This is a genomic window from Mesorhizobium sp. M8A.F.Ca.ET.057.01.1.1 (assembly GCF_003952565.1).
Classification (GTDB): Bacteria; Pseudomonadota; Alphaproteobacteria; order Rhizobiales; family Rhizobiaceae; genus Mesorhizobium.
This window is the reverse complement of sequence record NZ_CP034454.1, coordinates 1441637-1467217: the sequence shown is the minus strand read 5'-3', so window position 1 is coordinate 1467217 and position 25581 is coordinate 1441637. Positions and strand designations below refer to the sequence as shown.

Here is a 25581-nt window from a genome sequence, read left to right as displayed (position 1 = left end):
TTGTGACCGCGCTTGTTGTACTCTTCGCAAGTCGCCTTCGAGGTATCGACAGTGTCCTCGGCGATGGCCGGAAGTACATGCGCAGCGACAGCGACTGACAGTGCAAATATGCGAATCATGTTTCCCTCCCTGCAAGACCCACGCAGATGCCTGACGCGGCCGATGATCCCCGGCTTGACCCCATTACGTCGCCGGCCGCTTCATGCCTTTGGCGCCGGTCCTGCATACTCCTGAATATGCTTCCATAGACGCTCCCCGGGTTGCCCGGCTAGAGCGTCGAACGAGAGCCCGGCAGGCCGGCTTGCGCTTTGATGGCCGGTCGGAAGACGGCAGTATGTCGGGTCTTGGCTTGATAAACTCGCCTAGCAGCTCATATTCCTCGACCGTATAGCATTTGGCCTTCAGCCAGTTCGTTGATGGGCGCGAGCGATACATGCTATCCTGGCGCTTCGAAACTACGCCCTCAAGGCCAGCCTGGTCGACAAGATGAAAGATGCTGGCGGCATCGCCCGGCAAGGACTGCTGATGTCCGGCGGGAACAAGTCGGCTAGTATGTCGCGCCTGTCCTCCAGCGCCATATCGCGAAGATCATGGAGAAGATCGAAGGCGACGAAATTAGAGATCATGTTGCCGGCTGGTGATTGATCCGTAGCGCGCCGAGGTTTCTGTTTCCTTGCCCCTCTTGCCTGCCGGTCCCTCGGTGGATGGGGACGCGTGCTAAGCATTAGGCCAGTCATTTGCCCCACCAGCGACGACACTGAAGGGTGCTCGCACATACGCGATTGTTGCCGGTGATGCGCTATGAGAAACCCTTGATATAAGCGCCGCAAGGCGGTTGAAGCGAACTAGATCTAAACCCTATAAACTCGCGTGCGAACGTTTCACTAGCAGACGATTTCTACAACAGCGCTATATTGGCGGTAGCCCTCTCCCGCTACCACTTCAAGCCCACTATCGCACGTAGTGTTGTATTGCGGCGGCAGGCTGATGCAGCCCGCTTTTCGGCATGCAGGGTCGCTGGGTGGAGAGCCACGGTCGACGGCGGCCCAAGATTAAAGGCGCCTCTCCCCTCCCGGCATGTTTTCGGCAGAGCGCAAATGGGCCGGTACAGCCGGCCCATCCTCGATCAATCCTCCTCAACGGGTGCCGGGACCTCATCCGGTAGGATTTGCGGTCCAACCCGGTCGGCAACGAGCATCGAAAGCATCATCTCGACAAGGCCGTTGGCGGGCCCCTTCTCGCCCCCGGTAGCGCCGAACTGCGCGGCTCAAAGATCTACGCCTGCGAAGGCGGCGGTGCTTGGACGCAAACCCGCAGTTGCCTTCCGCCAAAAAAGCTCCTGCTAAGCGGCCGTTGGTATCTTGTCGCTTGGAGTGTGCTTCCTTTGCTGGCGACATGACATTTCTCACGCGCCGAAGGGATACTGCCGGACGTTTCAGCAATGGCTAAAGGAACCGAACCGCGATCGCTGAAGTTTGCTTCAAGGGGATATCGAAGGACTGCGTCTCTGGAGCACCTGAATGAGCAACATAAGCGCCGAAGTCTCTGAGAAACAGAGCAACGTTCGGGCAAAAGGGCCATTTCAGCGATTCCTGCGCACAATCGGACCTGGTTTCATCACAGGCGCTTCGGACGACGACCCCTCCGGCATCGGCACATACAGCCAAGCGGGCGCCCAGCTGGGGTTCAATGTCGGTTGGACCATGGTATTCACGTTTCCGCTCATGGTCGCGATCCAGGAGATAGCGGCGCGAATAGGCCGGACGACAGGTCGAGGTATTTCCGGCAATCTCTCCCGACACTACCCGTCTCCCCTGATGTATTTTGTAGCTTTGCTTTTGTTCGCCGCCAACGTGATCAACATCGGGGCGGATCTGAGCGCGATGGCTGATGCGCTGCGATTGCTGATAGGCGGCCCAAGCTCGCTCTACGTCGTTGCGTTCGGCGTGGCATGCGTTCTGGCGATCGTCTTTCTCGACTACAGCCGATACGTCACGGTCCTGAAATGGACAACGCTGAGCCTCTTTGCCTATGTGGTGGCCGCGTTTCTGGCGGATATCCCATGGGGCGAGGCCCTCAAGGGGGTGGTTCTTCCGCACATGGAATGGAACCGAGCGTTCTTCACGACACTTCTAGCCATACTCGGCACCACGATTTCTCCCTACCTGTTCTTCTGGCAGGCGTCGCAAGAGGTCGAAGAGGAGAAGCTCGATCCGAAGGCCAAGCCGCTGAAGTGGGCACCGTGGCAGGCGTCGGGCGCCTTCCAGCGCATTCGCGCCGACACCTTGGTGGGCATGGCTTTTTCGAACCTGATAGCCATTGCAATCATCATCACAACAGCCGCCACCTTGCACAAGGCTGGAGTGACTGACATCAATTCCTCCACCGATGCGGCCAAGGCCCTGGAGCCGGTCGCGGGCAAGTTCGCATTTGCGGTCTTTGCAATGGGGATTATCGGCACCGGCCTTCTCGCGGTTCCGGTTCTGGCGGGCTCGGCTGCGTTCGCCGTGGGTGAGGCGCGCCGTTGGCCAGTGGGACTGGAGCGCAAGCCGAAGGAGGCGATGGCATTTTATGCGACCTTGGCCGCCGCCGTGGCGCTGGGCATGGGGATCATGTTCACGCCGATCGATCCCATAAAGGCGCTTTACTGGAGCGCTGTCATCAACGGCATATGCGCCGTCCCCGTAATGGTCGTCATGATGCTGATGACCGGGCGTTCCGACATCATGGGCGAATTCCCCGTTGAGGGTTGGCTGCGCTTTCTCGGATGGCTTGCGACAGTCACAATGGGACTGTCCGTGGTCGGTCTCGCGCTGCAATGGGTCCTTTGAATGCGGCGAGTCCCAACCGGGTTGGGGAAGCCTACCGCAACACCGTCATCAGCAGGGGCGTGTGGGCCCGTTCGGCCGATCTAGCCCACTTAGCCTGCGAACGAGTACGGAAAGCCCCGCTTTCGTCGAGTCAATCATAGCCTCAGGCGGGTCCATGTCGCCCGCAACCTGCCGGCCGTGGCTGTCGATGTGTCGATCGCCTCTAGTGCCGGATCATGCCCGCATCAACGTTGAGCGTCTGGCCGGTGATCCAGCGCGCGTCATCGGATGCGAGAAATGACACGACATCGGCGATGTGTTCGGGCTGGCCCTTGCCCTTCATTGCCTGCAGCATCTCGACGAAGCCGAACGCCTCGTTGTGCGGGCTGGCCTTGACGCCATCGCTCTCGATCAGACCGGGCGTCACCGCATTGGCGGTGATGTTGTACTTGCCAAGCTCGGAGGCCAGCGCCCGGGTGAAACCGATGACGCCGCCCTTGGCCGCGACATAGGCCGCCATGTTCGGCGTGCCCGCGAAGAAAGTATTGGAGGCGATGCTGATCACGCGTCCGGCCTTGCCGGCCGCCCGCATCTGGTCGGTGGCCGCGCGGGTGACGATGAACGTCCCTGTCAGGTTGACGTCGATGATCTTGCGCCAATGGTCGAGGTCGACATCGTCCCAGGCGACGAACGGCACGATGCTGGCATTGTTGACGAGGATGTCGATGCCGCCGGTCGACGCCTGTATCTCGCCAAACAGCGCCCTGACCGCGCCCGGATCGGCAATATCGGCGGCGACAGCCTTCGCCTTGCCGCCGATCGCGGCGGCCGCGGCCTTCGCACCCTCGGCATTGATGTCGCTGACGATGACGGTCGCGCCGTCGGCCGCCAGCCGCGCCGCGATCGCCTTGCCGATGCCTTGTGCGGCGCCTGTCACCAGCGCCGTCTTTCCCGCAAGCCGCTCAGTCATGAAATTTCTCCCTCGATGCGTAATCTTGTGATGTCTGTTCAGGCGTCGGCGTCGATCACGGCCAGCGCCGCGTCGATGCCCTTGCCGACCGCAAGCTTGCGGCCTGCCGCATTCATGGCGCCGCCAAGCGCCGTCAGTGCCGCGATCGCGTAGATCGGCTGTGCCGTCGGGCCCATGTGGCCGATGCGCGTCAGCTTGCCCAGGGTCTCTCCGCGACCCGACGAAAACACCACGCCGTAGCGGGCGCGCGCTGCCTGGCGAAGTGCTTTCTCGTCCACACCATCCGGCGTGCGGACAGCGGTCGTCGTCGGCGAGGCGATCTTGTCGCTGGCGGCCCAGATCGACAGGCCCATCGCGGTGACGCCCGCACGCATGGCCTTGGCAGTCAGGGCATGGCGCGCCCACACCGCTTCCGGCCCCTCGTTGAGATAGAGGTCGAGCGCGACATCGAGCCCGTTGATCTCCGAGACGGATGGCGTGAACGGAAACGGCTTTTCCCTCGACCAGGCATTTTCCCAATCGACGATGCTCAGCATCGATGCGCGCGGCGCCAGCGGATTGGCCTTCATCTTGGCCCAGGCCCGCTCGCTGACGCCCATCATCGTCAGGCCGGGAGGTGCGCCGAGGCACTTGTTCGGCCCGGTGACATAGATGTCGGCCTTGCAGTCCTCCGGATGCGTCTTCATTCCCCCGAACGACGAGACGGCATCGACGATCAGGTAGCCGCCATGCGCCGACACCAGCGCGCCGATGGCATCGATCGGATTGATAGTGCCCGACGGGGTGTCGTGATGACAGACGGAGACGATCGTGATTTCCGGATGCGCCTTCAGCATGTCGGCAACCGCCTGCGGGTCGATCGCCTCGTTATAGGGCACTTCGATTTCGAGCAGATGCGGCGAATAGCGTTTCGCCCAGTAGCCGAACCCCTTGCCGTAGACACCCGAGGCAAGGTTGAGCACCACGTCGTCGGGCGTGATCAGCGACGCTGCCGCCGCTTCCAGGCCCAGCACCGGCTCGCCATGCAGGATCACAGGCTTGTTGGAAAGCCGCATCGCCTTCTGCGCCTTATCGACGACCTTCTCGTAGAAGAGCTGGAAGGCCGGGTCGTAATCGTAGAGCACGGTGCGGCCGAGGCCCCGCAGCACCTCCGCGTAGGCGTTCACCGGTCCCGCGGTCAGCGTGATGACCGGATCGGCGTGTTCGAGATAGCGCATGGTCTTGGTCTCCGGATTGGCGGCGGTCAGCCGTAGAACTGCGTGCCGGTTTTGTAGGTCTTGAAGTTGTCCATGTCATGCGAGTACATGAGCTCGGCGCCGTGATCCTCGGCAAGTTTCTTCACCTTGCGCATCGAATTGACGCCCGCGATCGGGTCGATATGGAAGGCCGCCTGGCACAGCGTTTCAAGGCTCTTCTGCGTATAGGCGGCGTCGATGGTGAACATGATCGGCTTGCGCTTGGGAAACTCGACCAGGAGGCTGTAATGGCCGATCGAGTGGCCGGGAGTCGAGATCAGCTTGACGCCCTTGGCCAGCTCGACGTCGCCGTCGATGCCCTCGAAGGTCGAGTTGGCGCGCGTCGTGCCCTCCAGCAACTGGCCGGTCGCGCCACGCGCTTCGGCGGCCTCGGCCGAGAAGCTCAGGTCGGAATAGCCGAGATGTTCGAAGGGCTGTGGATTGCAGGCCTGCGGCACCTCCGTGCGATGGCAGATCTTCTTGGCGTGCGGAAAATACTTGTTGCCGCCGCAATGGTCGAAATGGAAGTGCGAGTTGACGACGACGTCGATATCCCTGGGCTCAAGCCCAAGCAGCGCAAGCGCGCCGGGAATGGTCTGGTGCTTTTCCTGGATCGGCTTCTCGAAAGGCAGCACCTTCATGACGTGGTCGTAGTCGTAGCCGGTATCGATGAGGAAGCGGCCCTCGGCATGCTCGATCAGGATCGAGTAGACCGGGAAGCGCACCTCGCCGCCCGGGCCGCGATTCCAGAAGACATGATAGCCGTCGAGGACGAGCGAGCCGCCGTCGAGCAGGTAGACCTTGGTATCCGACATTGTTGCCTCCGTTTGCGGCGCGGGTCCATCCGCGCATCTGGTTTCAGTCAGCGCGCGCCGCGCTCGTATGGAATGCCGAGCGCCGCCGGCAGGCTGGCCCGCCGCCCGAACAGCACCAGCATGATCATCACCGCCAGGAACGGCAGCATCTGGATGACGTCGGTCGGGATGTTGATGCCCGCCACCTGCATGGCCGTGGTCAGCGACAGGCAGACGCCGAACAAAAGAGCCCCGAAGAGCACCCAGACCGGACGTCCGCGCGCCAGCATGGCCAGCACGATGCCGAGAAAGCCGGCGCCATTGGTGATGAACGGAATGAACAGGCCCGCCCCGACATTGGCGAGATAGGCGCCGCCGAGCCCGGCCAGCGCGCCGGTCGTCAACACGGCGATGGTGCGGGTCCTGATGACGTCGATGCCGGCGACGTCGAGCGCGGCCGGCTTGTCGCCGGCGGCCTGCAGATTGAGGCCGAGTTGCGTGCGCCGGTAGAGATAGCCCATGCCGAACACCAGCGCGACCGCCAGATAGACGATCAGATGATGCATGAAGAAGGCCGGGCCGATGACCGGAATGTCCGACAGCAGCGGAATGACGGTTGCGTCCGCCGCCGGCAGGCGGGGATAACTGCGCGAGAATTGGAAATGGTGAAGCAGCGCCGTCAGGCCCTCGAGACCAAGCGTCAGCGCGATGCCGATGACGATCTGGTTCAGTCCGATGCGCACGCAAAGCAGCGCCATGATCAGCGCCACCGCGATGCCGCCGGCAGCTCCGGTGAGGAAGCCCAGCCACAGCGATCCCGAATAGAAGGCGCCGACGAACCCGAGATAGGCGCCTGCCAGCATCATGCCTTCGATGCCGATGTTGAGCACGCCTGCCTTTTCCGACATCTGTTCGCCGAGCCCCGCAAGCAGCAGTGGAATGGCGGCCGTGACGGCGCCAAACAGCAGCGCACTGAGAAAGACTTCGCTGAAGAGCCCGGTCATGCCCTAAGCCTTTCTCGATTGGTGATAGCGGTGGTCGACGTACTCGGCGAGAGCGAGCACGATCAGCACGATGGAGACCAGAACCAGCGTGAAATGATTAGGCACGCCAAGCCGCCGCGCCGCGCTCTCGCCGCCGATCGACAGCACCGAGAGCAGGAACACGAAGCCTATCGCCGCAAAGCCGTTCATGCGGGCGAGAAACACGGCCGGAATGACCGCCAGCCCATAGGCGGGGTTCCAGTCGGCGCGGACATTGCCCTGTACGCCGATGATGTCGACAGCGCCGGCAAGGCCCGCGAGCCCGGCCGAAATGGCAAAGACCGCAATGGTCAGCCCGGGCACGCCCAGCCCCGCATGAACCGCGGCGCGCGGGTTGGCGCCGACGATCCGCAATTTCAGCCCGAAAGCCGTGCGCGTCATCACCAGATGCACGATGATGATCGCCGCCAAGCCGAGCAGGAGGCCACTGGTAATCGAGGTTTCAAACAGGCGCGGCAGCCGGTCTTCCACCGGCAGCGTGCGGGTCTGCGGCACGGTCGTGCCGGGATCGCGAAACACCAGCTTGACCAGCACATTGGCAAGCGACGTGCCGAGGAACGTCATCATCAGCGTGGTGATGATCTCGTTGACACCCTGATAGGCGCGCAGCAGCGCCGGCACCAGCGACCAGATCATGGCCACCAGCATGGCGATCAGGAACGCGCAGATCAACGCCAGCCAGGTCGGCAAGATCTCCACCAGAACCGGTGCGCTGGCGGCGGCCGTGACGGCGCCGAGCAGGAACTGGCCGTCGCCGCCCAGATTCCACATGCCGGCGCGAAAGGCCACGATCAGGCCGGCGGCGAGAAACAGCAGCGGCGCCATGCGCGTCAGCGTCTGCTGGATGCCCAGCGGCGAGAACAGGCCCTTTTCCAGCACATAGCCATAGTAGGCGAGCGGGTCGACGCCGACGGCAAGCAGGATGCAGCCGGCAATGACGAGAGCGGCAAGGATCGGCCCAATCGTCATCAGCAGCCGGTGCAGAATGTCGCGGCGCGTGGCCGCCCCGCTCGTGGCATCGAGTGCGGTGGCGCTGGCGGCGGGTGCGGTGTCGATGCTCATGCGGCAAGTCCGATCATCAGGCGGCCGACCCTGGTGCGGGCGTCGTCGGCGTTGGCGACGGTGCCGACCAGTGCGCCATTGGCGATCACCGCGATACGGTCGCACATGCTGAGCAATTCCTCGAGGTCGGTGGAGATCAGGAGTACGGCGAGGCCGCGTGCCGCCGTGTCGCGGATGCGCTGGCGCGAGGCCAGCGTGTTGGCGAGATCGAGCCCGTAGGTCGGCTTGTTGAAGATCACCACCTTGGCGCCTTCGGCCAGTTCGCGCGCCAGCAGCACCTTCTGGATGTTGCCCCCCGAAAGCCGCGCGACCGGCGTCTTCAGGCTTGGCGTGCGCACATCGTATTCGCGCACGAGCTCGGCGGCGCGCTTGTCGATCTCGGCACGCTGCTCGACACCGCCGCGCCAGAAAGGCGCCGCGCCGACCTGTTTGAGGAAGAAATTGATGGAGACCGGGAACGTGCCGACGGTGCCCTCGCCCAGCCGGTCGTCGGTCAGGTAGCGAAGGCCGCGCTGGCGGCGTTCGCCGACGCTCAGGGTCTCGATGGGGGTGCCCTCCAGCCACACCGAACCACCGGTCGCCACGCGCTGGCCGGCCAAGGCCTCCGCCAGTTGTTTCTGGCCGTTGCCGTCAATGCCGGCGATGCCGAGTATCTCGCCCGGACGGATGTCGAAGGAGATCGACGACAGGCCGGGCGCGTTGTCGGTCGGCGCGACCGCGAGATTCGCGACCTGAAGCAGCGGCGCGGCTTGCGCGTCGACCGCGCGGGCCGGGCGTTCGACCGCTTCGGGATCGTCCTTCTGCTTACCGAACATCAACTCCACGATCTCGGAAATGATCTCCTGTTCGCCAAGCGCGCGAAACCGCTCGGGCGGTATTTCGCCGACCTTGCGGCCGAGCTTCAGCACCGAGATGCGGTCGCCGAAGGCGGCGGCCTCCTTGAGCTTGTGGGTGATGAAGACGATGGCCAATCCTTGCTCGACGAGGCGGCGCATCAGTGCGCCAAGTTCCTCGATGCCCTTCGGTGTCAGCATCGAGGTGGATTCGTCGAGGATCAGCAGCCGGCTGTTGCGCACCATGGCGCGCAGGATCTCGGCCTGCTGCTGCTCGCCGAGCGAAAGTTCCGAAACCCTGGCATGCAATTTCACCGTGATGCCGAGACTGCGGGTGATCTCGGCCACGCGCGCCTCGAGCTCTTCGGTCCTGGGACGCTGCCACCAGGACCCGCCAAGAAGCAGGTTCTCGGCGACCGTCAGGGTGGGCACCAGCATCATGTGCTGGAACACCGTGCCAATGCCGAGCGCCAGCGCGTGGCGCGGCGAGGTGATCGGCGTCGGTTTGCCGTCGACAAGGATGCACCCCTCGTCGGGCTGCTGCAGGCCCGACAGCATGCCGATCAAGGTGGATTTGCCCGCGCCGTTCTCGCCCAGCAGCACATGCACCTCGCCAGGGCGGATCGACAGGTCGATGCTGTCGTTGGCGACAATGCCGGGAAAGCGTTTGGTCACGCCTTCAAGCGCGACGATGTCGCTGATATCGACGGGCGATGAAGAAAGACTGCTCATGAAAGCCCAGCACCAGAAAATGGGAATGGTCCGGAGGGGCGAACCGATCGCCCCTCCGGCAGCCGACTTTGATCGCCTTACTGGGCGACGCTGGTCATCAGCGCCCTGACAGCGGCGGCGTCATAGACCGGATCGACCTTGATCTTGCCGGAAATGACGTCCTCGCGCAGCGCCTGGATTTCACTCCAGACCTTGTCCGGGATGGCGGCGGTCTTCAGCAGTTGCACCGAGTTGTCCTTGAGTTCGATCGAATAGTGCTTGGTACCGAACGTGTCGGCCTTCAGGTCGGCGATCATCGCCGCGTAGACCGGTTCGATGTTCCACACCACCGACGACAGCAGGAAGCCCTTGTCGATCGGCGACTTGTCGCCGATGACGTCGATGAAATAGACCTTGCCGCCATCGGCGGCCTTGGTCGTCTCGACCGCCTGCAGCATGCCGAAGCTGGAGCCGTTGCCCTGGCCGAAGATGATGTCGGCGCCCGAGGCGATAACGCTTTCGGTGACGCGCTTGCCGCCGGCGGCGTCACTGTAGGCGGCCGGCCCGATCACCGCATAGGTGATCTTGACGTCCGGATTCTCCGCCTTCACGCCCTGCGCGAACGCCGCCGACTGCGAGTTCCACGATGGCGGTTCGCCGGAGACGACGATGCCGACCGACTTCGAACGCGACATCTTGGCGGCGAGACGGCCGGCCAGATAAGCGCCCTGGTGACCGCTCAGCGTGTAGTCGGCGACGAGGCCCTTCTCCAGGCCGTTCGGCGTGTCGACGATCGCCACCGGAACCTTCAGTTCCTTGGCGATTTCAGGGGCCGAGGTGTTGTAGCCGCTGGCATGCGCGATCAGCAGGCTGGCGCCGTCGGACGCGAGCTCGCGCAGCGTCGGACGGACATCGCCATAGCCGAGGCCCTGGGCCACGACCACCTCGACACCGGCGGCCTTGCCGGCTGCCTTGGCGGCGTCGATGCCCTGCTGGTTCCAGCCATAGTCCGTGCCCTCTTCGGGCGTCAGGATGGCGATCGACTTGACTTCGCCGGCAAGCGCGCCGCCCATCAAGACGCCGCACAATATAAATGCACTTACACTGCTCTTGAGAATCTTTAGCATGTTACCCTCTCTGTTTGATTTTCCAATCAATATTCTTGTTGTTATTGCGCCGAAGCGAGATAGACTGCCTGAGAAAACTACCCCATGGAGCTCAGGCAAAGTGAAAATCCGTTATGCCCTTCCCGTGATTCTGGCGTTCACATCGCTCGCCAACGCGGTCGAGTTGCACCAGGTGATTGTCCGCAAGGGCACCGACGGGCTCGACATGGTGCCGTTGACGATTTCGAATGCGGGCAAGGAAGGCGTGTCCTGCAACGCCGACTTTGCCCACTGGTATTCGGAAGGGATCGCGACGATCGAGCCGGGCAAGAGCGCTCGCGTCGAACTCTGGTTCGACCCCAAGACGGGAACCTTCACCATTCTCAACGACAAGCGCGAGAACCTGCCGGTCGAGCGGCTGTGGTGCGGCCTGGCGGGCCGCGCATACGCCACTCGCGTGCAGATCGCGCTCGACCGGACCGACGCCGCCAAGGGCGCGCGGGCGGTGTCCTGCAGCATGCTGCAGGACAGCCTGGCGTGCCGGTAGGCGCTCATTGATGCGTCCGCCCGGAACATCGGGCCTATTCCTTCGCCAGGAATTTGTCGGTGAAGACGTCGTCGGCCGACAGCGCCGTCTTGAGCACGCCCTGGTCCGTGAGCGTCTTCAGGGTTTCCTCCCACTGCGTCTTCGTCATCCAGCCGAGGCCATGGTCCTTGGTGTCGGGGCTGTTGAAGGTCGAGGCGATATCGGCCTTGATCTGCGCCAGCAGCACATCCTTCTTGTCCGCATAGCCCGGAGCAGCCTTTGCCGTGATCTCGGCGGCCTCTTCCGGATGGGCGACGACATAGTCGAAGGCTTCCCTGTACGCCTTGACGAAGCGAGCGGCGACGTCGGGCTTGTCCTTGATCATCGCCTCCGAGGTGAACAGGCCGGAGCCATAAGCCTTCCAGCCATGGTCGGCGCCCATCATGATGCTGAGCGAACCGGGACCGCCCGCCTTGGCCTCCAGTTCGGGCACCTCGGCGTCGACATAGCCGACCACCGTCTGGACCCGGCCCAGAAGCAGATAGCTCTCATAGGGCGGCGAGACGCTGTTCAGCGTCATGTCCTTCTCGGTCAGGCCATTGGCCGCCAGGAAGCCCTTGAAGAAAATGTAGGTCGAGCCGGCTGGATGAATGCCGATGGTCAGGCCCTTGAGATCAGCCGGCTTGGTGAGTTTCACTGTCTTGGCGAGCGACATGATCGCCAGCGGCGAGTGCTGGTTGACGGCGGCCACCGCCACCACCGGAACGCTCTGCGAGCGGGCAACGGCGAGCGTGGGAAGATCGCCGAAACCGAAATCAGCGTTCCCGTTGCCCACCAGCCGCATGGCATCCGGCGAACCCGAACCCTTGCGGATTTCGGCGACGTCGATGTCGTTCTTGGCGAAGAAGCCTTTTTCCTTGCCGACGAAGAACATGGCGTGGTTGCCGCGCACCACCCAGTCGAGCTGGACAGTGACCTTGTCCGCCGCCAGCGCCGCGTTCGAGAAGCCAAGCGCGCCGGCAAATGCCGCAAGCGTGGCTACCTTGATAAGTGAGCGTCTCAGCATTTTTGTTCCCTTTTATTGTCGATGGTTGATCGAGAGGCCTAGGCCTGGCTGAATTTGGGTGCCCAGGGCACCACGATGCGTTCGAGGATTTCGGCCGCGTAGTAGAAGGCGATGCCGAGCACGGAGACGAGCAGCAGCGCCGCGAAGACCAGCGCGGTGTCGAGCTGGGTCGAGGCGAACTGGATGACGTAGCCCAACCCGTCCGAGGCGCCGGCGAATTCGCCGACGATGGCGCCGATCACGCTCAGCGTGGCCGCGATCTTGGTTCCCGCCATCAGGTTCGGCAGCGAATGCGGAACGCGGATCCTGAGCAGGATCTGCGTCGGGCTGGCGCCGACCGAATTCATCAGCGACAGCAGCGAGCGGTCGACCGACTGCATGCCCGCTAGCATCGACAATGTCACCGGAAAGAAGGCGATGACCAGGATGAGGCCGATCTTGGGCGCGAGGCCGTAGCCGAACCAGAGGATGAAGATCGGCGCCAGCGCCACCTTGGGGACGTTCTGGAACAGCACCACCAGCGGATAAAGCGCGCGCCCCAGCCAGTCGAAGCGCACGATGACCAGCGCAATGGCGACGCCGACCACGACGGAGACAAGGAACCCGAACAGGATCTCGCCCGCGGTCACCAGGGTCGCCTGCATCAGTGTTGCCCATTGCGCGACCAGCGACTGCGCGATCTCGGACGGGGCGGGAATGATGTAGGCGGAGATGGCGAAAATCCGCACCACGGCTTCCCACGCCACGATCGTCACCAGCAGAAGTATGACCGCCGGGAGCCAGCTGCCGGTGGCGGCCGCCCAGTTCGAGGCAAGCCGCGTCTCGGAGAGATTGGTGATGGGTTGATCGCTCATGACGCGCCTCCCGGTTGATGGCTGGCGCGCAGCATCGTGCGCAGTTGAACCACCAGCCTGACGAACTCCGGATCTTCCGTCACCGACAGATCGCGTGGATAGGGCAGGCCAATGTCGAGGCTCTCGGTGATCCGGCCGGGCTTGATCCCCAGCACATGCACATGGCGCGACAAATGAATGGCCTCGTCGATGGAGTGGGTGACGAGAACGATGGTCTTGCCGGTGCGCTGCCAGATCTCCAGCAGCGACTGGCCCATCTGATCGCGGGTAATGGCGTCCAGCGCACCGAACGGCTCGTCCATCAGCAGCACCGCCGGGTCGAGCGCCAGGGCCCGCGCGATGGCGACGCGCTGACGCATGCCACCCGACAATTCGTTTGGACGCTTGTGGGCGGCATCGCCCAAGCCCACCAGCTCAAGCATCTCCTGTCCGCGTGCCCGCAGCTCCGCGCCCGACAGCGACTTGTCGGCGATGCCGAGCAGCATGGACGCGTTGTCGACGGCATTCTTCCACGGCAGCAGGTTGGCGTCCTGGAAGACGAGGCCGATCATGCGCTTGCGCGCCGCCTCGACTGGCGAAAGCCCGGCGATCGAAACGCTGCCGCTTGTCGGACTTACCAGCCCGGCCAGAACCTTGAGCAAAGTGCTCTTGCCGCAACCGGAAGGACCGATGAGAGAAACAAACGATCCCTTCGGCACCGAAAGATCGATGTTCTGCAGAACCAGCTGCTTGGCCATGACCACCGAAACGCCCTTGGCCGAAATCAGGTCGTCGTGACGGATATGGGCCGGCCGGCCGCCGGCTGCTCGAATGGTTTCAACGCGCATGGCTTGGTCCTCCATGCGGCGCCCCAATCCGACCGGCCTTGTGAGCACGATGTGTCATTGGCTACTCCCGGCCTTCCAGGATGCGCCGCACCGCGACGAGTTTGCGCGCCCGCTCACCTTGCAGCGCCTTTATCTGCTCGGGCGTATAGGAGAACATGCCCTCGCCCGACTTGATGCCGAGCTTCGACGCATTCGTCTTTTCCAGCACCATCGGCGCGACGTCGTCGCGATTGGAGAGATCGGCGTTGAGGAAGGACGAGACGGACTTGTAGATATCGAGGCCCGCCATATCGAGCAGCGCCATCGGCCCGATCACGGCGATCTTGTAACCGATGCCCCAGGAAACGCAGGTGTCGAGATCTTCCGCCTCGATGACACCGCGCTCGACGAGATCGACCGCCTCGCGCAGCAGCGCATAGAGCACGCGGTTTTCGACGAAGCCCGGAACGTCCTTCTTCACCACCACCGGCAAGAGGCCGATCGAGCGGATCAGGTCGCGGATAACAGTCACGGTCCGCGGCGCCGTCTTCTCGCCGGCGATCACCTCGATCATGGGGATGATGTGCGGCGGGTTCGACCAGTGCATGCCCACCATCCGCTCGGGATGCGAGATATGCGCCTGCAGCTTGGTGATCGGGATGCCCGACGTGTCGGACGCGACGATCGTGTCCGATGCGATCAGGCTGTCGATCGTGCGATAGACGTCGGCCTTGATCGAGATATTTTCAGGAACGTTCTCGATGACGAGGTCGGCACCCGATACCGCGTCCGCGATATCATCCGTGAAGCGGACCGTTCCTGCGCCGGCCGGAGGCACCGCGATACCCAGGGAATCCAGAACGGTCTCAGCCACGCCCAGCATGGCCACCGCGCGCTCGATCGCCGCCGGGGCAACATCGTAGGCGACGACCTGCAGGCCGCCCCTGGCGAGCCGGGCGGCCATACCTGGCCCCATCGTACCCAGACCGATGATGGCGATACGTTGGATCATCACGCTGCCCTGCTTTCCATTGCTGCTTTTGATGCTGCGATGAGGTCGGCGGCTTTCTCGGCAATCATGATCACCGCCGCATTGATGTTTCCGCAGACCAGGTCGGGCATGACGGACGCGTCCACCACCCTAAGGCCGTCGACGCCGCGAAGTCGCAATTGCGGATCGACGACGGAGGCCGCATCGGCGCCCATGCGGCAAGTCCCGGCCGGATGATGCACGGTGATGGAAGTCTTGCGGATATGCTCGTCGATCTCCTCATCGCTCTGGCATTTGGGACCGGGAAAGAACTCCGTCTCGATGAAGGGCTGCATGGAGGGCTGCGCCGCGAGATCCCTCGCCACCCGGAAACCGGCCCGGAGGGACTCCCAGTCCTTCGGCGAAGCGAGGAAATTCTGATGGATCAGCGGTGCCGCGAGAGGATCGGCCGAGGCCAGTTTCACCGCCCCCGGCTTTCAGGCTGCGTCGCCACGATCCGCGTGGCGAAACCGTCCGGAAATGGCGCCTTGAACGGCTTGAAGTATGGCCACGCGGCGAGCGGAGCCGCGGTGAACAGCAGTTGCACATCGGGCAACGGCCGTTCCGGGCGGCTTTTCAGGAAAGCGACAACCCCGCCGGGCACGTCGCCCGAGAAGCCCCGACCCGTGAAGTAGGTCTTGGCGAAATCGAACCCGATCCGATCGGCACGCATGTTGCGAAGGAAAGGGCCGCCCGGAGCCCGGCGTCGGTACATGAGGATCACCGAGACGTGATCCTGCAGGTTCTTGCCGACCGCCGGCAGGTCGACCCGCGTCTCGATACCGTGCACCGCGAGCTCCTCGGGCGCCCCGATGCCGGACAGCATCAGGAGTTGCGGCGTGTTGATCACACCGCCCGAGAGCAGCACTTCCTTGCGGGCGACGACCGTCCGTTCGCCGCCACCATGGTTTATCATCACCCCGGTGGCGCGCCTGCCTTCCAAGGTGATCTTCGTCGCCGTCGCTCCGGTCAGGACGGTCAGATTGGGCCGCTTCAGGGCCGGCCGCAGATAGGCGGACGCGGTCGAGCTGCGCCGGCCTTTCGAAATCGTCATTTGGAGCCGGCCGAACCCTTCCTGCCGCTCGCCATTATAGTCATCCGTCTGCGGATAACCCGCCTCGACGCTGGCTTGCGCAAAGGCGTCGATCAGCGGGTCCTTGTAGCGGCAGAACTGGGTGCTGACCGGACCATTGCCACCACGAAAACGGTTGCCGCCCCCTTCCCAGCTTTCCTGCTTCTGGAAATACGGCAGCACCTTCTCGTACGACCAGCCTTGGAGCCCGCTGGCCGCCCAACGGTCGTAGTCGCCGCGATTGCCCCGCACATAGGCCATGGCATTGGTCGACGACGACCCCCCGATCACCTTGCCGCGCGCGCACTCGACCCTGCGGCCACCGACATTGTCTTCCGGCTCGCAGAAATACATCCAGTCATGGCGGCGCTCCGTCAGGATTTTGCCCCAGCCAAGCGGTATGTGGATCATGGGATCGCGATCCCAGCCGCCGGCCTCCAGCAACAGCACCGAACATCCGGGGTCGGCGCTCAGCCGGTTGGCGAGCACGCAACCGGCCGATCCGGCCCCAACGATGATGTAGTCGTAACTTTCCGCGTGCGGCATGGTTTTGTTGCTTTCGCCTGACGCTCAGGCGCCAGAGAATTATCGAGATCGAGGCCCAGAGAGCTTGGCTTGGACCAAGCTTTTCCAGGCCATGTTCAAGGATCAGGCAAGGCCCACTTGCCTGAGACGCTGCGACCAGTGATTCCATCCTCGATCGATCTGGGCACCGACGAGTTTTCCTGCCGTCTTTATCTCGCCCGGCGACAGATATTTGATATTGCCGATCCGCAGTCCGGCCGTGAGCGCTGCCGCTTCCTGCTCGAGATAGAAGGCGCGGAAGACGACTTCCCGCACGGAGTTGCCGACATTGACGACGCCATGCCGCGCCATGAGGACCACGGTCTGGTTGCCGAGACTTTCGGCGATATCCGCGCAGACCCCGGGGCTGCCGCCGAAGAGATCCGTCTCGTCGCCATTCTTGTCGCGAATCTCGTAGACCGGGACCGACTCGCCGATGAAAGCTCCCATGTGGGTGACCGGCCGAAGCGGCGTATCGACGAAGCAGTACGGCAGGACAGCCGGAGAGTGGGTGTGGAGCACACACTGAACGTCAGGTCGCGCCTTATAGATCTCGCTGTGGATATAGCGCTCAAGATAGGAGGGTCTATTATCCGACGTCTCGCCGTCGAGATTGAAACGCTGGATGTCGTCGACCTTAATCAGGCTCGGAGCAAGCTTCTGGGCTAGGAAGAAGCTTTCGGGATCCTCGGGGTCACGGGCGCTGATGTGCCCGAACGTATCCATAATGCCTTCGTTCAGAAGGATCTTCGTCGCTGTGACCAGCTCTTCGAAGACCTTCTGGTGCACCGGGCTGTTGTCTTTCATTTCCAATTCTCCCATTGCGGTGACAGCGACCATTCTTGTTGTTGTTATCGGTCGCCGGCGCCGCGGATTTCACTTGTTTTCGTAGATGCCGACGATCCGATTTTGCTCGATGATGTTGCCGGCATATTTCTGCAGGAACTCCTCCCTGGTGGGTGTCCCTTCGACTTTGGTGTCCAGGGCATAGACCCAGAAGTAGTAGTGATGTTCGCCATGGCCAGCGGGCGGCTGAGGCCCGTAATACTGCTTGCCGCCGGCGCCATTGGGGCCGACGCGGAACTTTTCCTGCGCGTCCGAAAGATCGGTGGTCGACGGATCGATGCCGTAGACGACCCAATGCGTGAAGCCGTTGGGCAACGGCGCGTCGGGATCATGGCAGATGACCGCGAGTTCCTTCGCGCCTGCCGGCACGCCGCTGACCGTAAGCCTGGGCAATACGTTGCCTTTGTCGCCGGCATGCTCGTCGCGCAATCTCCCGAGCGGCTTGAAATCAGCCGATGTAATCTTGAGGTCCTTGATGTTCAGGGGCATGGAATTCGTCCTTCGCCAATTTCGATCGAACTAGACGCCGACCTTGAGGTCGGCGACGGTTTTACCCCCGACGCGCTGATGCACGCGCGGCCCCGATGCGACGGCGACGCAGATCAAAAGCTCATCGGGGCGCGGGCCATCCGGCACGGAGAAGGTGACCGCATCATAGTGGGAACGGATGTAGAGCTCGTCCTTGTGGGCAAGCGGAATATCGATGGATGTGCCGGCGGCGGCGACCTTGCTGACCGACGAAATCCAGGCCTTGCCGCCCCCGACCTGCTGCCGCAGCGGATCTCCAAACACCGTGGTGATGCAGGCGACGACATGCTCCTGTTCGCCTGATGTGCCCGCAATACCGCCCTTGCCGTAGCTTTCGACCGGCCTGTTGCCGAGCAGCGCCACGGCCCGCTCACCGAGCGCATGACCGATGGCTGAGCTCGGATTCGTCAGCTCGGACAGTTCGGCGACGAACTTTCCGGCGTACGGATTGCGTATGACGACGCCAGTCGCGACTTTGACGAGGGTCTCGCCAGGCTGGCCGCCGTCATGCCGGCTTTCCTGGACCGAGGCGTACCAACCCCTGACATCATAGTCCCGTTCGACTTCACTGGAATAGTTCATCTTTATCTCCTGAAGGGTGCGCACGGTTTCCGCACGCGCCGATTAATTCGTTGACCGCCGGTCCGAGCTTACTGCGGCCATGAGAAGACGCCGCGCAGCGGGTCGTAGCGGGCTGCTTCCAGAGCTGCCGGCGTGAACATGTTTCCCTTCGAGAGCGAGCGGTTCGCCGCATAGTCGCCGGACAGCGCCTGGCAGCGATCGGTGATCGGGCGAATGCGCCTTTCCCACGCGACGAGCGCGTCCTCGACCGAAGGACCCGCCTCCAGGTCCTGCGACAGGCTGAAGGCATTCACCATCGCGCAACCGGCGCCCTGGGCAAGAGCCGGGCACATCGCATGCGCGGCATCGCCCACGAGGGCGACCTTGCCTCTTGTCCAGCTGTCCAGCTTCGTCGTCTCGTACTTGTCGTACCTGGCGGTTTTCAGCTTCGCCGCCTCGATCAGGCAGGGCTCCAGGAAAGGAAACATCTCGACCCAAACCTCTAGATCGATCGGAACCTGCGACCCACGCGGATCGGCAGCCGGTGCCATCAGCCCGAGATAGAGCTCATTCTCGTTGCAGGGCGAGTAGAGGATGCGCTGAACGCGTGGCCAGAAGTTCCACATGTCGATGGTGTTGTCCCACTCGCCGTGACCGAGTTCCTTTTTTTTGCGCGGGACAATCAGCCGGATGAGACCGTCTTTCGAAACCCATCGGTCCTGCTTGAAGCCGATGGAATCCCTGACCTTGGAGCCAACGCCGTCGGCGCCGACGATCAGGTCGGCTTCGAGAACTTCTCCGGTCTGAAGCGTCAGGCGGCCTTCCGGATCGGCGGCGACCGCTTCGGAGTTGACCGATATGTCGACACCCAGCGCACGGGCGCGGTTGACCAAGGCATCATGCAGGTGACTCCGGGTCATGATGCGCCAGGGAAGACCGTTGAACGTCTCCTTGGAAACCGACTTGTTGTGCATCCAGGTCTCGTAGGTCGGAGGCGTGTGCGAACCTTGGAGAACCTCATCCAGGGCGCCCAGTCCCTCGAGGACGCGCAGGCCATTGTGCCAGAGATAGATACCCGCGCCGAATGCCCGGAGCTCCGAGCTCTTTTCGTGCAGCCTGACATCCCAACCGTTCTGCCTCAGAGCGATGGCCGCTGCCAGGCCGGCAAAGCCGCCGCCAGCGACCTCGGCACGACGCGCCTTACCTTGGGTTTTGTTTACATTGGCCATTTTCTATCCTGATGCTGCGTACAAGAAGACGGCGTGCTGGGCCGTCAGGCGTCGATGAAATTCGTGATGGCTTTCAGCGTGATCTCGGGAGAAACCTCGTTGACGTAATGGTCGGCGCCCGGAACGACGACCACGGGCAGATCCGGCCGCAACCGGCTTGTTTTTGCCAGCGCCGCCGCCGAAACCAATTTGCTCGCCTCGCCCCGAACGATGAGTACGGACTTCGTCACGTCCCGATAGGCGGGCGCCAAGTCTGATCGCAGGCCCTTGGCTGTCTGGGCCATGGCCTCGGGCGACGCCAATGGCCGCAGCCCGCCGTCGACCCGATGATAGCCGCTCTCGGCCCTGATCTTGATGGCAGCGGCGGGAATGTTCGGATAGCGGCCGGCAAGATAGGCTTCGACGGCCTTGATATCCTCGAAAAGCTGGCTTCCTGCGTTCACGCGGGCTTCCAGCGCATCCAGCGCCTCGGTTTCGATGTATGGCGTGAAGTCGATTGCGACGACCGACCGCACCAGATCCGGATATCTCACGGCGGCGGTGACGGAATTTCTCGCGCCGAGCGAATGTCCGACGAGGATGGCAGGACCCCGGTCGAGCGTGCGGATCAGGCCGGCAATGTCGTCAGCATAGTCATTCGCCTCGTAGCCGCTTTCCGGCTTGTCGCTGAGGCCATGCCCCTCTGGTCGACAGCCACGGTCGTGAAGCGATCCGAGAGCCGCGCCATCAACGGCGTGAAGACCGCGGAGTTGGAGGTTATGCCGTGGAAAAACAGCATCAACGGGCCGTTACCCGTCTCGCGCACGTTCAGGGCGATGCGGCCGGTGTCGATGCGTCGCGAGCCAAATGGGTCGCAAGCTATCTCTGCCGCCATGTTCATGATCCTCACCATCACTGCCCGTGTCATTCAAAAGGATCATACAGCCGGGAGCACGTCAAGCAGATTGTCTGACATTCTTGCAATCTTCAGATTTGACAATCTGGCTATTTTCCACCGCGTCGCGTATGATGCCTCAGAGATTGCGACTCAAACCTATGAGACGTTGCCAATGCCTCCAGATTTGAATTTGCGGATTTCGCCACGGACTGTGCAGCGGGAGACCGTCGACAAGTTACGGCTCGCCATCTTCTCCGGAGTGTTCCAGCCGGGAAGCCGCCTCATCGAAAGTCAGCTGTGCACACAGCTTGGCATCAGTCGCCCGTCGCTGAGGGAGGCTTTGCGCAGTCTCGAGGCCGAGCGCCTGATCGAGATTGTACCCAACCGCGGGCCGTCTATACCGTCGCTTTCGTGGGAGGTGGCAACCGCCATCTACGAGGTTCGAGAGCTGCTGGAAGTCGAGGCGGCGGGACGATGCGCGTCGAGAATTTCGCCGGAGCAGCTGCTTGAACTCGAGAAATCTCTTTCCGCGTTCGAAGAGGCGGCATCCAGCAATGACAGCCTGGCGCAGGTCATGACCGCCGCGGACTTCTATTCGATCATACTCTCGAATTGCGGGAATCCCATTCTTGAGGAAGTCCATCGTGGTCTGGTGGCCAGGATCAGCTTCTTTCGAGGACGATCGATGTCATTGGAGGGCCGGGCACAAAGCAGTCTGGCGGAGATGAAGGAGATATTCGAATCCATCGCCGCCGGCGACGAGAAGGCCGCCCGCAAAGCCTCGAAGAATCACCTGTTGAAGGCGAAAGCGGCAGCGAAGATGTCCATGGACAGCGCGATTTGAGTTTTTCGAAAGACAGCTGCTCCGTCTGAAAACTCGAAATCCTTCATGACGTTGCGGATCGACGGTCCGCCGAACGCAGGTCGATCGCGGGGCTTCACCCGTGTCAGCGCCAGAAATGCCGACCATCCAAACACGCAAGCGTCAGATGGAGTGATGATGACCAGGGCGAATTTTGAGCGCGAACGGGATGCCGATATCGTCATCGTCGGCGGCGGGTCGGCTGGCGCGTTGCTTGCAGCGCGGCTGAGTGAAGAGCCGGACAGTCGCGTTCTGCTGGTCGAGGCCGGCGAAGAGGCGGCGGACCCCGACATCTGGAACCCCGCCGCCTGGCCGGCGCTTCAGGGGCGCGGCTACGATTGGGACTATCGCACGGAGCCCCAAGCGGGCACCGCAGGCCGGGTGCATCACTGGGCGCGCGGGCGGCTGGTGGGCGGCTCGAGTTGCCTGCATGCGATGGGCTACATGCGCGGCCATCCCCTCGACTTCCAGGCATGGGTCGACGCGACCGGCGATGGCAGATGGAGCTGGGATGGATTGCTGCCCGCGTTTCAGGCTATCGAGGATCACCCGCTCGGTGGCAACGGCCTTTACGGCAAGGGCGGGCCGATGCCCGTCCATTTGCCAACCGACGAGGTAAGTCCGGTCGCGCGCGCGTTCATGGAAGCCGGCGCTTCGCTCGGCCTGCCGCGTCTTGAAGGTCACAACAGCGGACAGATGATCGGCGTCACCCCGAACTCCTTGAACATTCGAGACGGGCGGCGGGTCACGGTGGCCGACGCCTGGCTCATGCCGGCCGTTCGAAGCCGCAAGAACCTGACCATTCTTACGGGATCGCGGGTGCGGCGGCTCAAGCTTGAGGGCAATCAGGTCCGCGGCCTCGAGGCCGTGGGGCGGCAGGGTCGGGTCGAAATCCTTGCGGATCAAATCGTGCTTTGCGCCGGCGCGCTGGAAAGTCCGGCCTTGCTGATGCGCTCGGGCATCGGTCCGCACGATATACTCGACGCCGCGGGCGTCAGCTGTTTGATCGATATGCCGGAGATCGGGCGAAACCTTCAGGACCACCTGCTTGGCGCCGGCAACCTCTATGCCGCCCGCAAGCCCGTTTCCCCCTCGCGCCTCCAGCACTCTGAGTCGATGGCCTATATGCGGGCCGACGGGTTTACCGGTACCGGTCAGCCCGAAATTGTCGTTGGTTGCGGCATCGCGCCGATCGTGTCCGAACGCTTTCAGGCGCCTGCCGCTGGCACTGCATATTCGCTGCTGTTCGGGATCACCCATCCGACGAGCCGCGGCAGCGTGCGCATAAGCGGGCCGGAACTCGACGATCGATTGATCATCGACCCTGCATACCTGCAAAGCGATCGGGACCGCGCGCTGTTTCGCCAGGCGCTCGAGGCAGCCCGGACAATCGGACATCGAGATGAACTCGCCGGCTGGCGAGAGCGCGAGCTCCTGCCAGGCACCCTGAACAGTGCGGCTGAAATGGACGACTTCATCGCGCGGTCGGTCATTACACACCACCATCCTTGTGGCACTTGCAGGATGGGTAGGGACCCGGACGCCGTCGTCGATGCGGATCTGCGGCTCAAGGCGCTCGACAATCTTTTTGTCGTTGATGCGTCGGTCATGCCCAGTCTGACCGCGGGGCCGATACACGCCGCGGTTCTCGCCATCGCCGAGACCTTCGCTCGCCGGAAAATCCTGCTGTCTTGATCCGAGGGCTGCGCGTTCGTTCCCTCGCGACAAGGCCCTTATTCGCCTTGCTCCTCAACGTGTGCTGAGCGCGACCATGCGGTCAAGGGCCGCGCCAAGGCCTTTCAGCGACACCGGAAAACTCAGCTGGGTCTCGGCCGCGGTGGTGACGTCGAGCTTGAGCTCGGTACCTGCCTTGAGCTTCTGCATCAGCGCCCGGTCGATCGGAAACAGCGCCACGCAGCCATTCGGCAGGCAGGTCCGGAACTTCAACGGCCCGACGGGCGGCTGGCCGTCGATCTGTGCCGCCACGCCGGGATCGAACAGGATGCCGAAGGGCAGCAGCAAGGTTCCGATCAGTCCGCCCTTCTGCCCCACGCGCAGCTCAACGGCCAGAAGCCTTTGGCCGTTTTTCTGCGTCTGGTCCTGCGTGACCGTGCAGACCCGGGCATTGTCCTGCATGCCGCAGGCCAGCTGCCAGTCCTGATAGGTTTCCTGGAGCGACGATGCGCCGTTCGGAAGCGACGCCGCCTGCTGCTGTTGCGCGAAAGCAGCCGGCAGCGAAGCGGAGAAGGCAGCCGCGCAGATGGCGGCTGCCTTCAGCGAAAAATATCTACGAACCAATGAATGCGGCCTTCTCTTCGGTGCCGGGCAAATGCCCAAAGTGTCGGCTTCGAGACGCCGTTATTATCACGTACAGACCCATTCGCGGATCTTGCATCGGATCCCCCTGCCTCGCAGGCCTGCAGGGCGAGGTCCTCCGCTTCCCGGCGGGTCTCGGCGGAGTTCACGCCCCAAGGGGTGAACCGGTGCTCCACCTTGTCGGCCACAGCCAGCGCGCCGCAATGCTTGTAGGGAAATCCGGTCTCGTCGTCGTCCTTCCAATGACGGTGATTGCGGAACACGGCGACAACATTGCAGGCCTTTCCGCCGGCATTCTCGCAATATTTCTGCGCAATGTCCTTCGCTTCCTGCCGCTTGTCGGCGCCCCAGAAGAAGCCGTACTTGGTGTCGGTCTGGGAGTAGGCGATTGCCGCCCAGATGCCTTTCTCCTCCTGTGACGGCTCGGACGGCTCCACCAGATCGGCCGAGACGACCTGCCCGCTCCACAGCAAGGCCATGCACAAGACTGTCAAACGTCGCGACTTCATGGTCCGCAATCCTTTCCAGGGCGTCTCGCCCATTCGCCTGACATCCTCACTTGGCCGCCGATGCGATGGAAATCACCACGCATGTGTTGCCCGTCGGCAGCAGAAGCGCTTCGCCCGTGTTGCCGCCAAGCTCGTACACTTCGACCTGTCCGAGATGGTCGGTGATCTTGCTGCCTTGCGGAAGAATGGACGGAATGTCCGCGCACGGGCTGGCGAACGGCGCCACCCGCACCATCGCGCCCTCGCAGCCCGAAGCGGTGGGCGATGCGAAGACCACGCCGGCCGCCGGCCCGCTGTAACGGTCCGTGGCATAGTCCATGCCGACAAAGGCCTGGACGGCGTGCTTGTCGGCGGCCTGGTCGTTCCACAGGGATTTGACGCTGTACTTCGTGCCGGTCGTCAAAAGCTGTCCGAGCACCGGAAAGATGGTCGAGCAGGCCTGCACGCCGGCCTGCTTGACGTGCTGGAGGAAGGGCGAGTCCGGCAGTGCGGGATCGGCGGCCGCCTCGGCCTGAGCGGCCGTCGGGCTGCCGACCAGACCGGCGATCGCGGCATAGTTCGCGCCGGCGAAGCCAATGCCCATCATCACCAGCCCCAGCAGCGAAAATCCAATGACGCGCGGCCACCGCCGCGGCGGCTCGACGGTTCTCTTGCGGTCCGGCTCGACGACCCGTTGCCGATCCGGCTCGACGGTCGGATTGCTGCGCGTCGCGGAGATGAACGGGTCTTGCTGGCTCACGGTGCTGCCTCGGTTATTTGACTGGCGCAAGGGCCTCGGACAGCCCCTTGAGCGTTGCGGTGACGGTAATGGTCTGGCCATCGACGGTCGGATAGGAAATAGCCGGCGTTGCGTTCTGCGCTATCTCCTGGCGCATCAGGGGTCCCACCGGCAGCATGCCGACGCAGACCATTTCGTTGCAGCCGTTCAAATGCACGTCGATCGGCTCGGCGCGCCCATCGAACTTCAGCGACACCAGCCCATCGCTCCTGGCGTTCGGCGCGGTGCGCAGGATCATGTAGGGCTTGCCGTCCTGGGTGGCGGCGAGCGACCAGCTGAACGCCATCTTGCCGGCGCCGTCCTCGATCACCTGCGAGACATTGCAGACTTTCTTGCGCGCCTTGAGGTTCTCGTCGCAGATCAGCGTCCAGTTCTCGAAGGGACGGATGGTGCGCTGGTATTGTCCGAGCTTCACGTCGGGAGGCAAGACCACGTCGGAGGGCTTGACCCTGTAGGGCGAAGCCACCTGCCCGGCAGCCGGCGCCAGCCCGCCGACAAGCGTCAGGCAGGTCAGGCATGCCATGGCAAATCCGGGAAAGCCAAACGGTCTTCCCGGATTCGCATCTAGCCTGTAATGGCCGGTTCGCCTTTTC

22 protein-coding genes and 3 pseudogenes are annotated in these 25581 nt (G+C 63.1%); 4 read left to right on the top strand and 21 right to left on the bottom strand.

The genetic code is table 11. The features are described from left to right. Nucleotides 1-1520: 1520 nt before the first annotated feature. Nucleotides 1521-2831, top strand: coding sequence for an Nramp family divalent metal transporter (locus EJ077_RS06500; protein ID WP_208700570.1), 1311 nt, complete (start codon nucleotides 1521-1523; stop codon nucleotides 2829-2831). A 202-nt stretch (nucleotides 2832-3033) separates the two neighbouring features. On the opposite strand, the gene EJ077_RS06495 is transcribed toward EJ077_RS06500, so the two are convergent. The 7 genes from EJ077_RS06495 to EJ077_RS06465 all read right to left on the bottom strand — a co-directional run bounded on the left by EJ077_RS06495 (nucleotide 3034) and on the right by EJ077_RS06465 (nucleotide 10585). Then, nucleotides 3034-3780 carry a pyridoxal 4-dehydrogenase, SDR-type gene (locus tag EJ077_RS06495; protein WP_208700568.1) on the bottom strand — a complete coding sequence of 249 codons (747 nt, stop codon included), beginning with the start codon at nucleotides 3778-3780 and terminating at the stop codon, nucleotides 3034-3036. Between the two features lie 38 nt (nucleotides 3781-3818). Continuing rightward, nucleotides 3819-4997, bottom strand: coding sequence for a pyridoxamine--pyruvate transaminase (ppaT, locus tag EJ077_RS06490; protein WP_208700566.1), 1179 nt, complete (start codon nucleotides 4995-4997; stop codon nucleotides 3819-3821). Between the two features lie 26 nt (nucleotides 4998-5023). Beyond that, nucleotides 5024-5830 carry a 4-pyridoxolactonase gene (locus EJ077_RS06485; RefSeq protein WP_208700564.1) on the bottom strand — a complete coding sequence of 269 codons (807 nt, stop codon included), beginning with the start codon at nucleotides 5828-5830 and terminating at the stop codon, nucleotides 5024-5026. 47 nt (nucleotides 5831-5877) lie between these two features. After that, on the bottom strand, nucleotides 5878-6813 hold the full coding sequence (locus EJ077_RS06480) for a putative B6 ABC transporter permease subunit 1 (protein WP_208700562.1): 936 nt from the start codon (nucleotides 6811-6813) through the stop codon (nucleotides 5878-5880). 3 nt (nucleotides 6814-6816) lie between these two features. Next, complete coding sequence (locus EJ077_RS06475; protein ID WP_208700559.1) at nucleotides 6817-7914, bottom strand: putative B6 ABC transporter permease subunit 2; 1098 nt, start codon at nucleotides 7912-7914, stop codon at nucleotides 6817-6819. Then, nucleotides 7911-9479 carry a putative B6 ABC transporter ATP-binding protein gene (locus EJ077_RS06470; RefSeq protein WP_208700558.1) on the bottom strand — a complete coding sequence of 523 codons (1569 nt, stop codon included), beginning with the start codon at nucleotides 9477-9479 and terminating at the stop codon, nucleotides 7911-7913. Before EJ077_RS06470 ends, EJ077_RS06475 begins: the two co-directional genes overlap by 4 nt. Nucleotides 9480-9556: 77 nt before the next feature. Next, the gene (locus tag EJ077_RS06465) at nucleotides 9557-10585 is read right to left on the bottom strand and encodes a putative B6 ABC transporter substrate-binding protein (RefSeq protein ID WP_208700555.1); all 1029 of its coding nucleotides are present in this window, start codon (nucleotides 10583-10585) and stop codon (nucleotides 9557-9559) included. A gap of 100 nt (nucleotides 10586-10685) precedes the next feature. Between EJ077_RS06465 and EJ077_RS06460 the strand changes: the two genes are divergently transcribed. Continuing rightward, complete coding sequence (locus EJ077_RS06460) at nucleotides 10686-11111, top strand: hypothetical protein (RefSeq protein ID WP_208700552.1); 426 nt, start codon at nucleotides 10686-10688, stop codon at nucleotides 11109-11111. Nucleotides 11112-11145: 34 nt separating this feature from the next. Here EJ077_RS06460 and EJ077_RS06455 read toward each other — a convergent pair whose 3' ends face one another. The 10 genes and pseudogenes from EJ077_RS06455 to EJ077_RS06410 all read right to left on the bottom strand — a co-directional run bounded on the left by EJ077_RS06455 (nucleotide 11146) and on the right by EJ077_RS06410 (nucleotide 20526). Beyond that, nucleotides 11146-12156 (bottom strand): ABC transporter substrate-binding protein, encoded by a 1011-nt coding sequence (locus EJ077_RS06455; RefSeq protein ID WP_208700550.1) that lies wholly within the window; start codon nucleotides 12154-12156, stop codon nucleotides 11146-11148. A gap of 38 nt (nucleotides 12157-12194) precedes the next feature. Beyond that, nucleotides 12195-13010, bottom strand: coding sequence for an ABC transporter permease (locus tag EJ077_RS06450; RefSeq protein ID WP_208700548.1), 816 nt, complete (start codon nucleotides 13008-13010; stop codon nucleotides 12195-12197). Next, entirely contained in the window at nucleotides 13007-13837 is an 831-nt protein-coding gene (locus EJ077_RS06445) for an ABC transporter ATP-binding protein (RefSeq protein WP_208700546.1), read from the bottom strand. The genes EJ077_RS06450 and EJ077_RS06445 overlap by 4 nt, the downstream gene beginning before the upstream one ends. Nucleotides 13838-13898: 61 nt before the next feature. After that, on the bottom strand, nucleotides 13899-14828 hold the full coding sequence (gene fhmpcd1, locus EJ077_RS06440; RefSeq protein WP_208702920.1) for a 5-formyl-3-hydroxy-2-methylpyridine 4-carboxylate 5-dehydrogenase: 930 nt from the start codon (nucleotides 14826-14828) through the stop codon (nucleotides 13899-13901). Next, nucleotides 14828-16464, bottom strand: a pseudogene (locus tag EJ077_RS06435) (GMC family oxidoreductase). Before EJ077_RS06435 ends, fhmpcd1 begins: the two are co-directional and overlap by 1 nt. 102 nt (nucleotides 16465-16566) lie before the next feature. Beyond that, complete coding sequence (locus tag EJ077_RS06430; RefSeq protein ID WP_208700544.1) at nucleotides 16567-17289, bottom strand: class II aldolase/adducin family protein; 723 nt, start codon at nucleotides 17287-17289, stop codon at nucleotides 16567-16569. A 69-nt stretch (nucleotides 17290-17358) separates the two neighbouring features. Beyond that, nucleotides 17359-17817, bottom strand: a complete 459-nt coding sequence (locus EJ077_RS06425) for a YbhB/YbcL family Raf kinase inhibitor-like protein (RefSeq protein WP_208700542.1) — start codon at nucleotides 17815-17817, stop codon at nucleotides 17359-17361. Between the two features lie 30 nt (nucleotides 17818-17847). After that, nucleotides 17848-18438, bottom strand: a complete 591-nt coding sequence (locus tag EJ077_RS06420; RefSeq protein ID WP_127275691.1) for an amino acid synthesis family protein — start codon at nucleotides 18436-18438, stop codon at nucleotides 17848-17850. 68 nt (nucleotides 18439-18506) lie between these two features. After that, on the bottom strand, nucleotides 18507-19646 hold the full coding sequence (locus EJ077_RS06415; RefSeq protein ID WP_208700540.1) for an FAD-dependent oxidoreductase: 1140 nt from the start codon (nucleotides 19644-19646) through the stop codon (nucleotides 18507-18509). Between the two features lie 44 nt (nucleotides 19647-19690). Then, nucleotides 19691-20526 (bottom strand): annotated as a pseudogene (locus tag EJ077_RS06410) (alpha/beta fold hydrolase). On the opposite strand from EJ077_RS06410, the gene EJ077_RS06405 reads away from it, so the two are divergent. Together EJ077_RS06405 and EJ077_RS06400 are read left to right on the top strand one after the other, a co-directional pair. Next, complete coding sequence (locus tag EJ077_RS06405; RefSeq protein ID WP_416859541.1) at nucleotides 20462-21367, top strand: GntR family transcriptional regulator; 906 nt, start codon at nucleotides 20462-20464, stop codon at nucleotides 21365-21367. The pseudogene EJ077_RS06410 and the gene EJ077_RS06405 overlap by 65 nt on opposite strands. 156 nt (nucleotides 21368-21523) lie before the next feature. Next, complete coding sequence (locus EJ077_RS06400) at nucleotides 21524-23080, top strand: GMC family oxidoreductase (RefSeq protein WP_208702919.1); 1557 nt, start codon at nucleotides 21524-21526, stop codon at nucleotides 23078-23080. 54 nt (nucleotides 23081-23134) lie between these two features. Here EJ077_RS06400 and EJ077_RS06395 read toward each other — a convergent pair whose 3' ends face one another. From EJ077_RS06395 to EJ077_RS06380, 4 genes and pseudogenes are all read right to left on the bottom strand, one after another. After that, nucleotides 23135-23683: an invasion associated locus B family protein gene (locus EJ077_RS06395; RefSeq protein ID WP_208700538.1), complete on the bottom strand. Its 549-nt coding sequence runs from the start codon at nucleotides 23681-23683 to the stop codon at nucleotides 23135-23137. Between the two features lie 66 nt (nucleotides 23684-23749). Next, nucleotides 23750-24210: pseudogene (locus EJ077_RS06390) on the bottom strand (DUF4189 domain-containing protein). 46 nt (nucleotides 24211-24256) lie between these two features. Beyond that, complete coding sequence (locus EJ077_RS06385; protein ID WP_208700536.1) at nucleotides 24257-24949, bottom strand: hypothetical protein; 693 nt, start codon at nucleotides 24947-24949, stop codon at nucleotides 24257-24259. A 13-nt stretch (nucleotides 24950-24962) separates the two neighbouring features. Further along, the gene (locus tag EJ077_RS06380) at nucleotides 24963-25511 is read right to left on the bottom strand and encodes an invasion associated locus B family protein (RefSeq protein WP_208700534.1); all 549 of its coding nucleotides are present in this window, start codon (nucleotides 25509-25511) and stop codon (nucleotides 24963-24965) included. Between the last annotated feature and the right edge of the window lie 70 nt (nucleotides 25512-25581).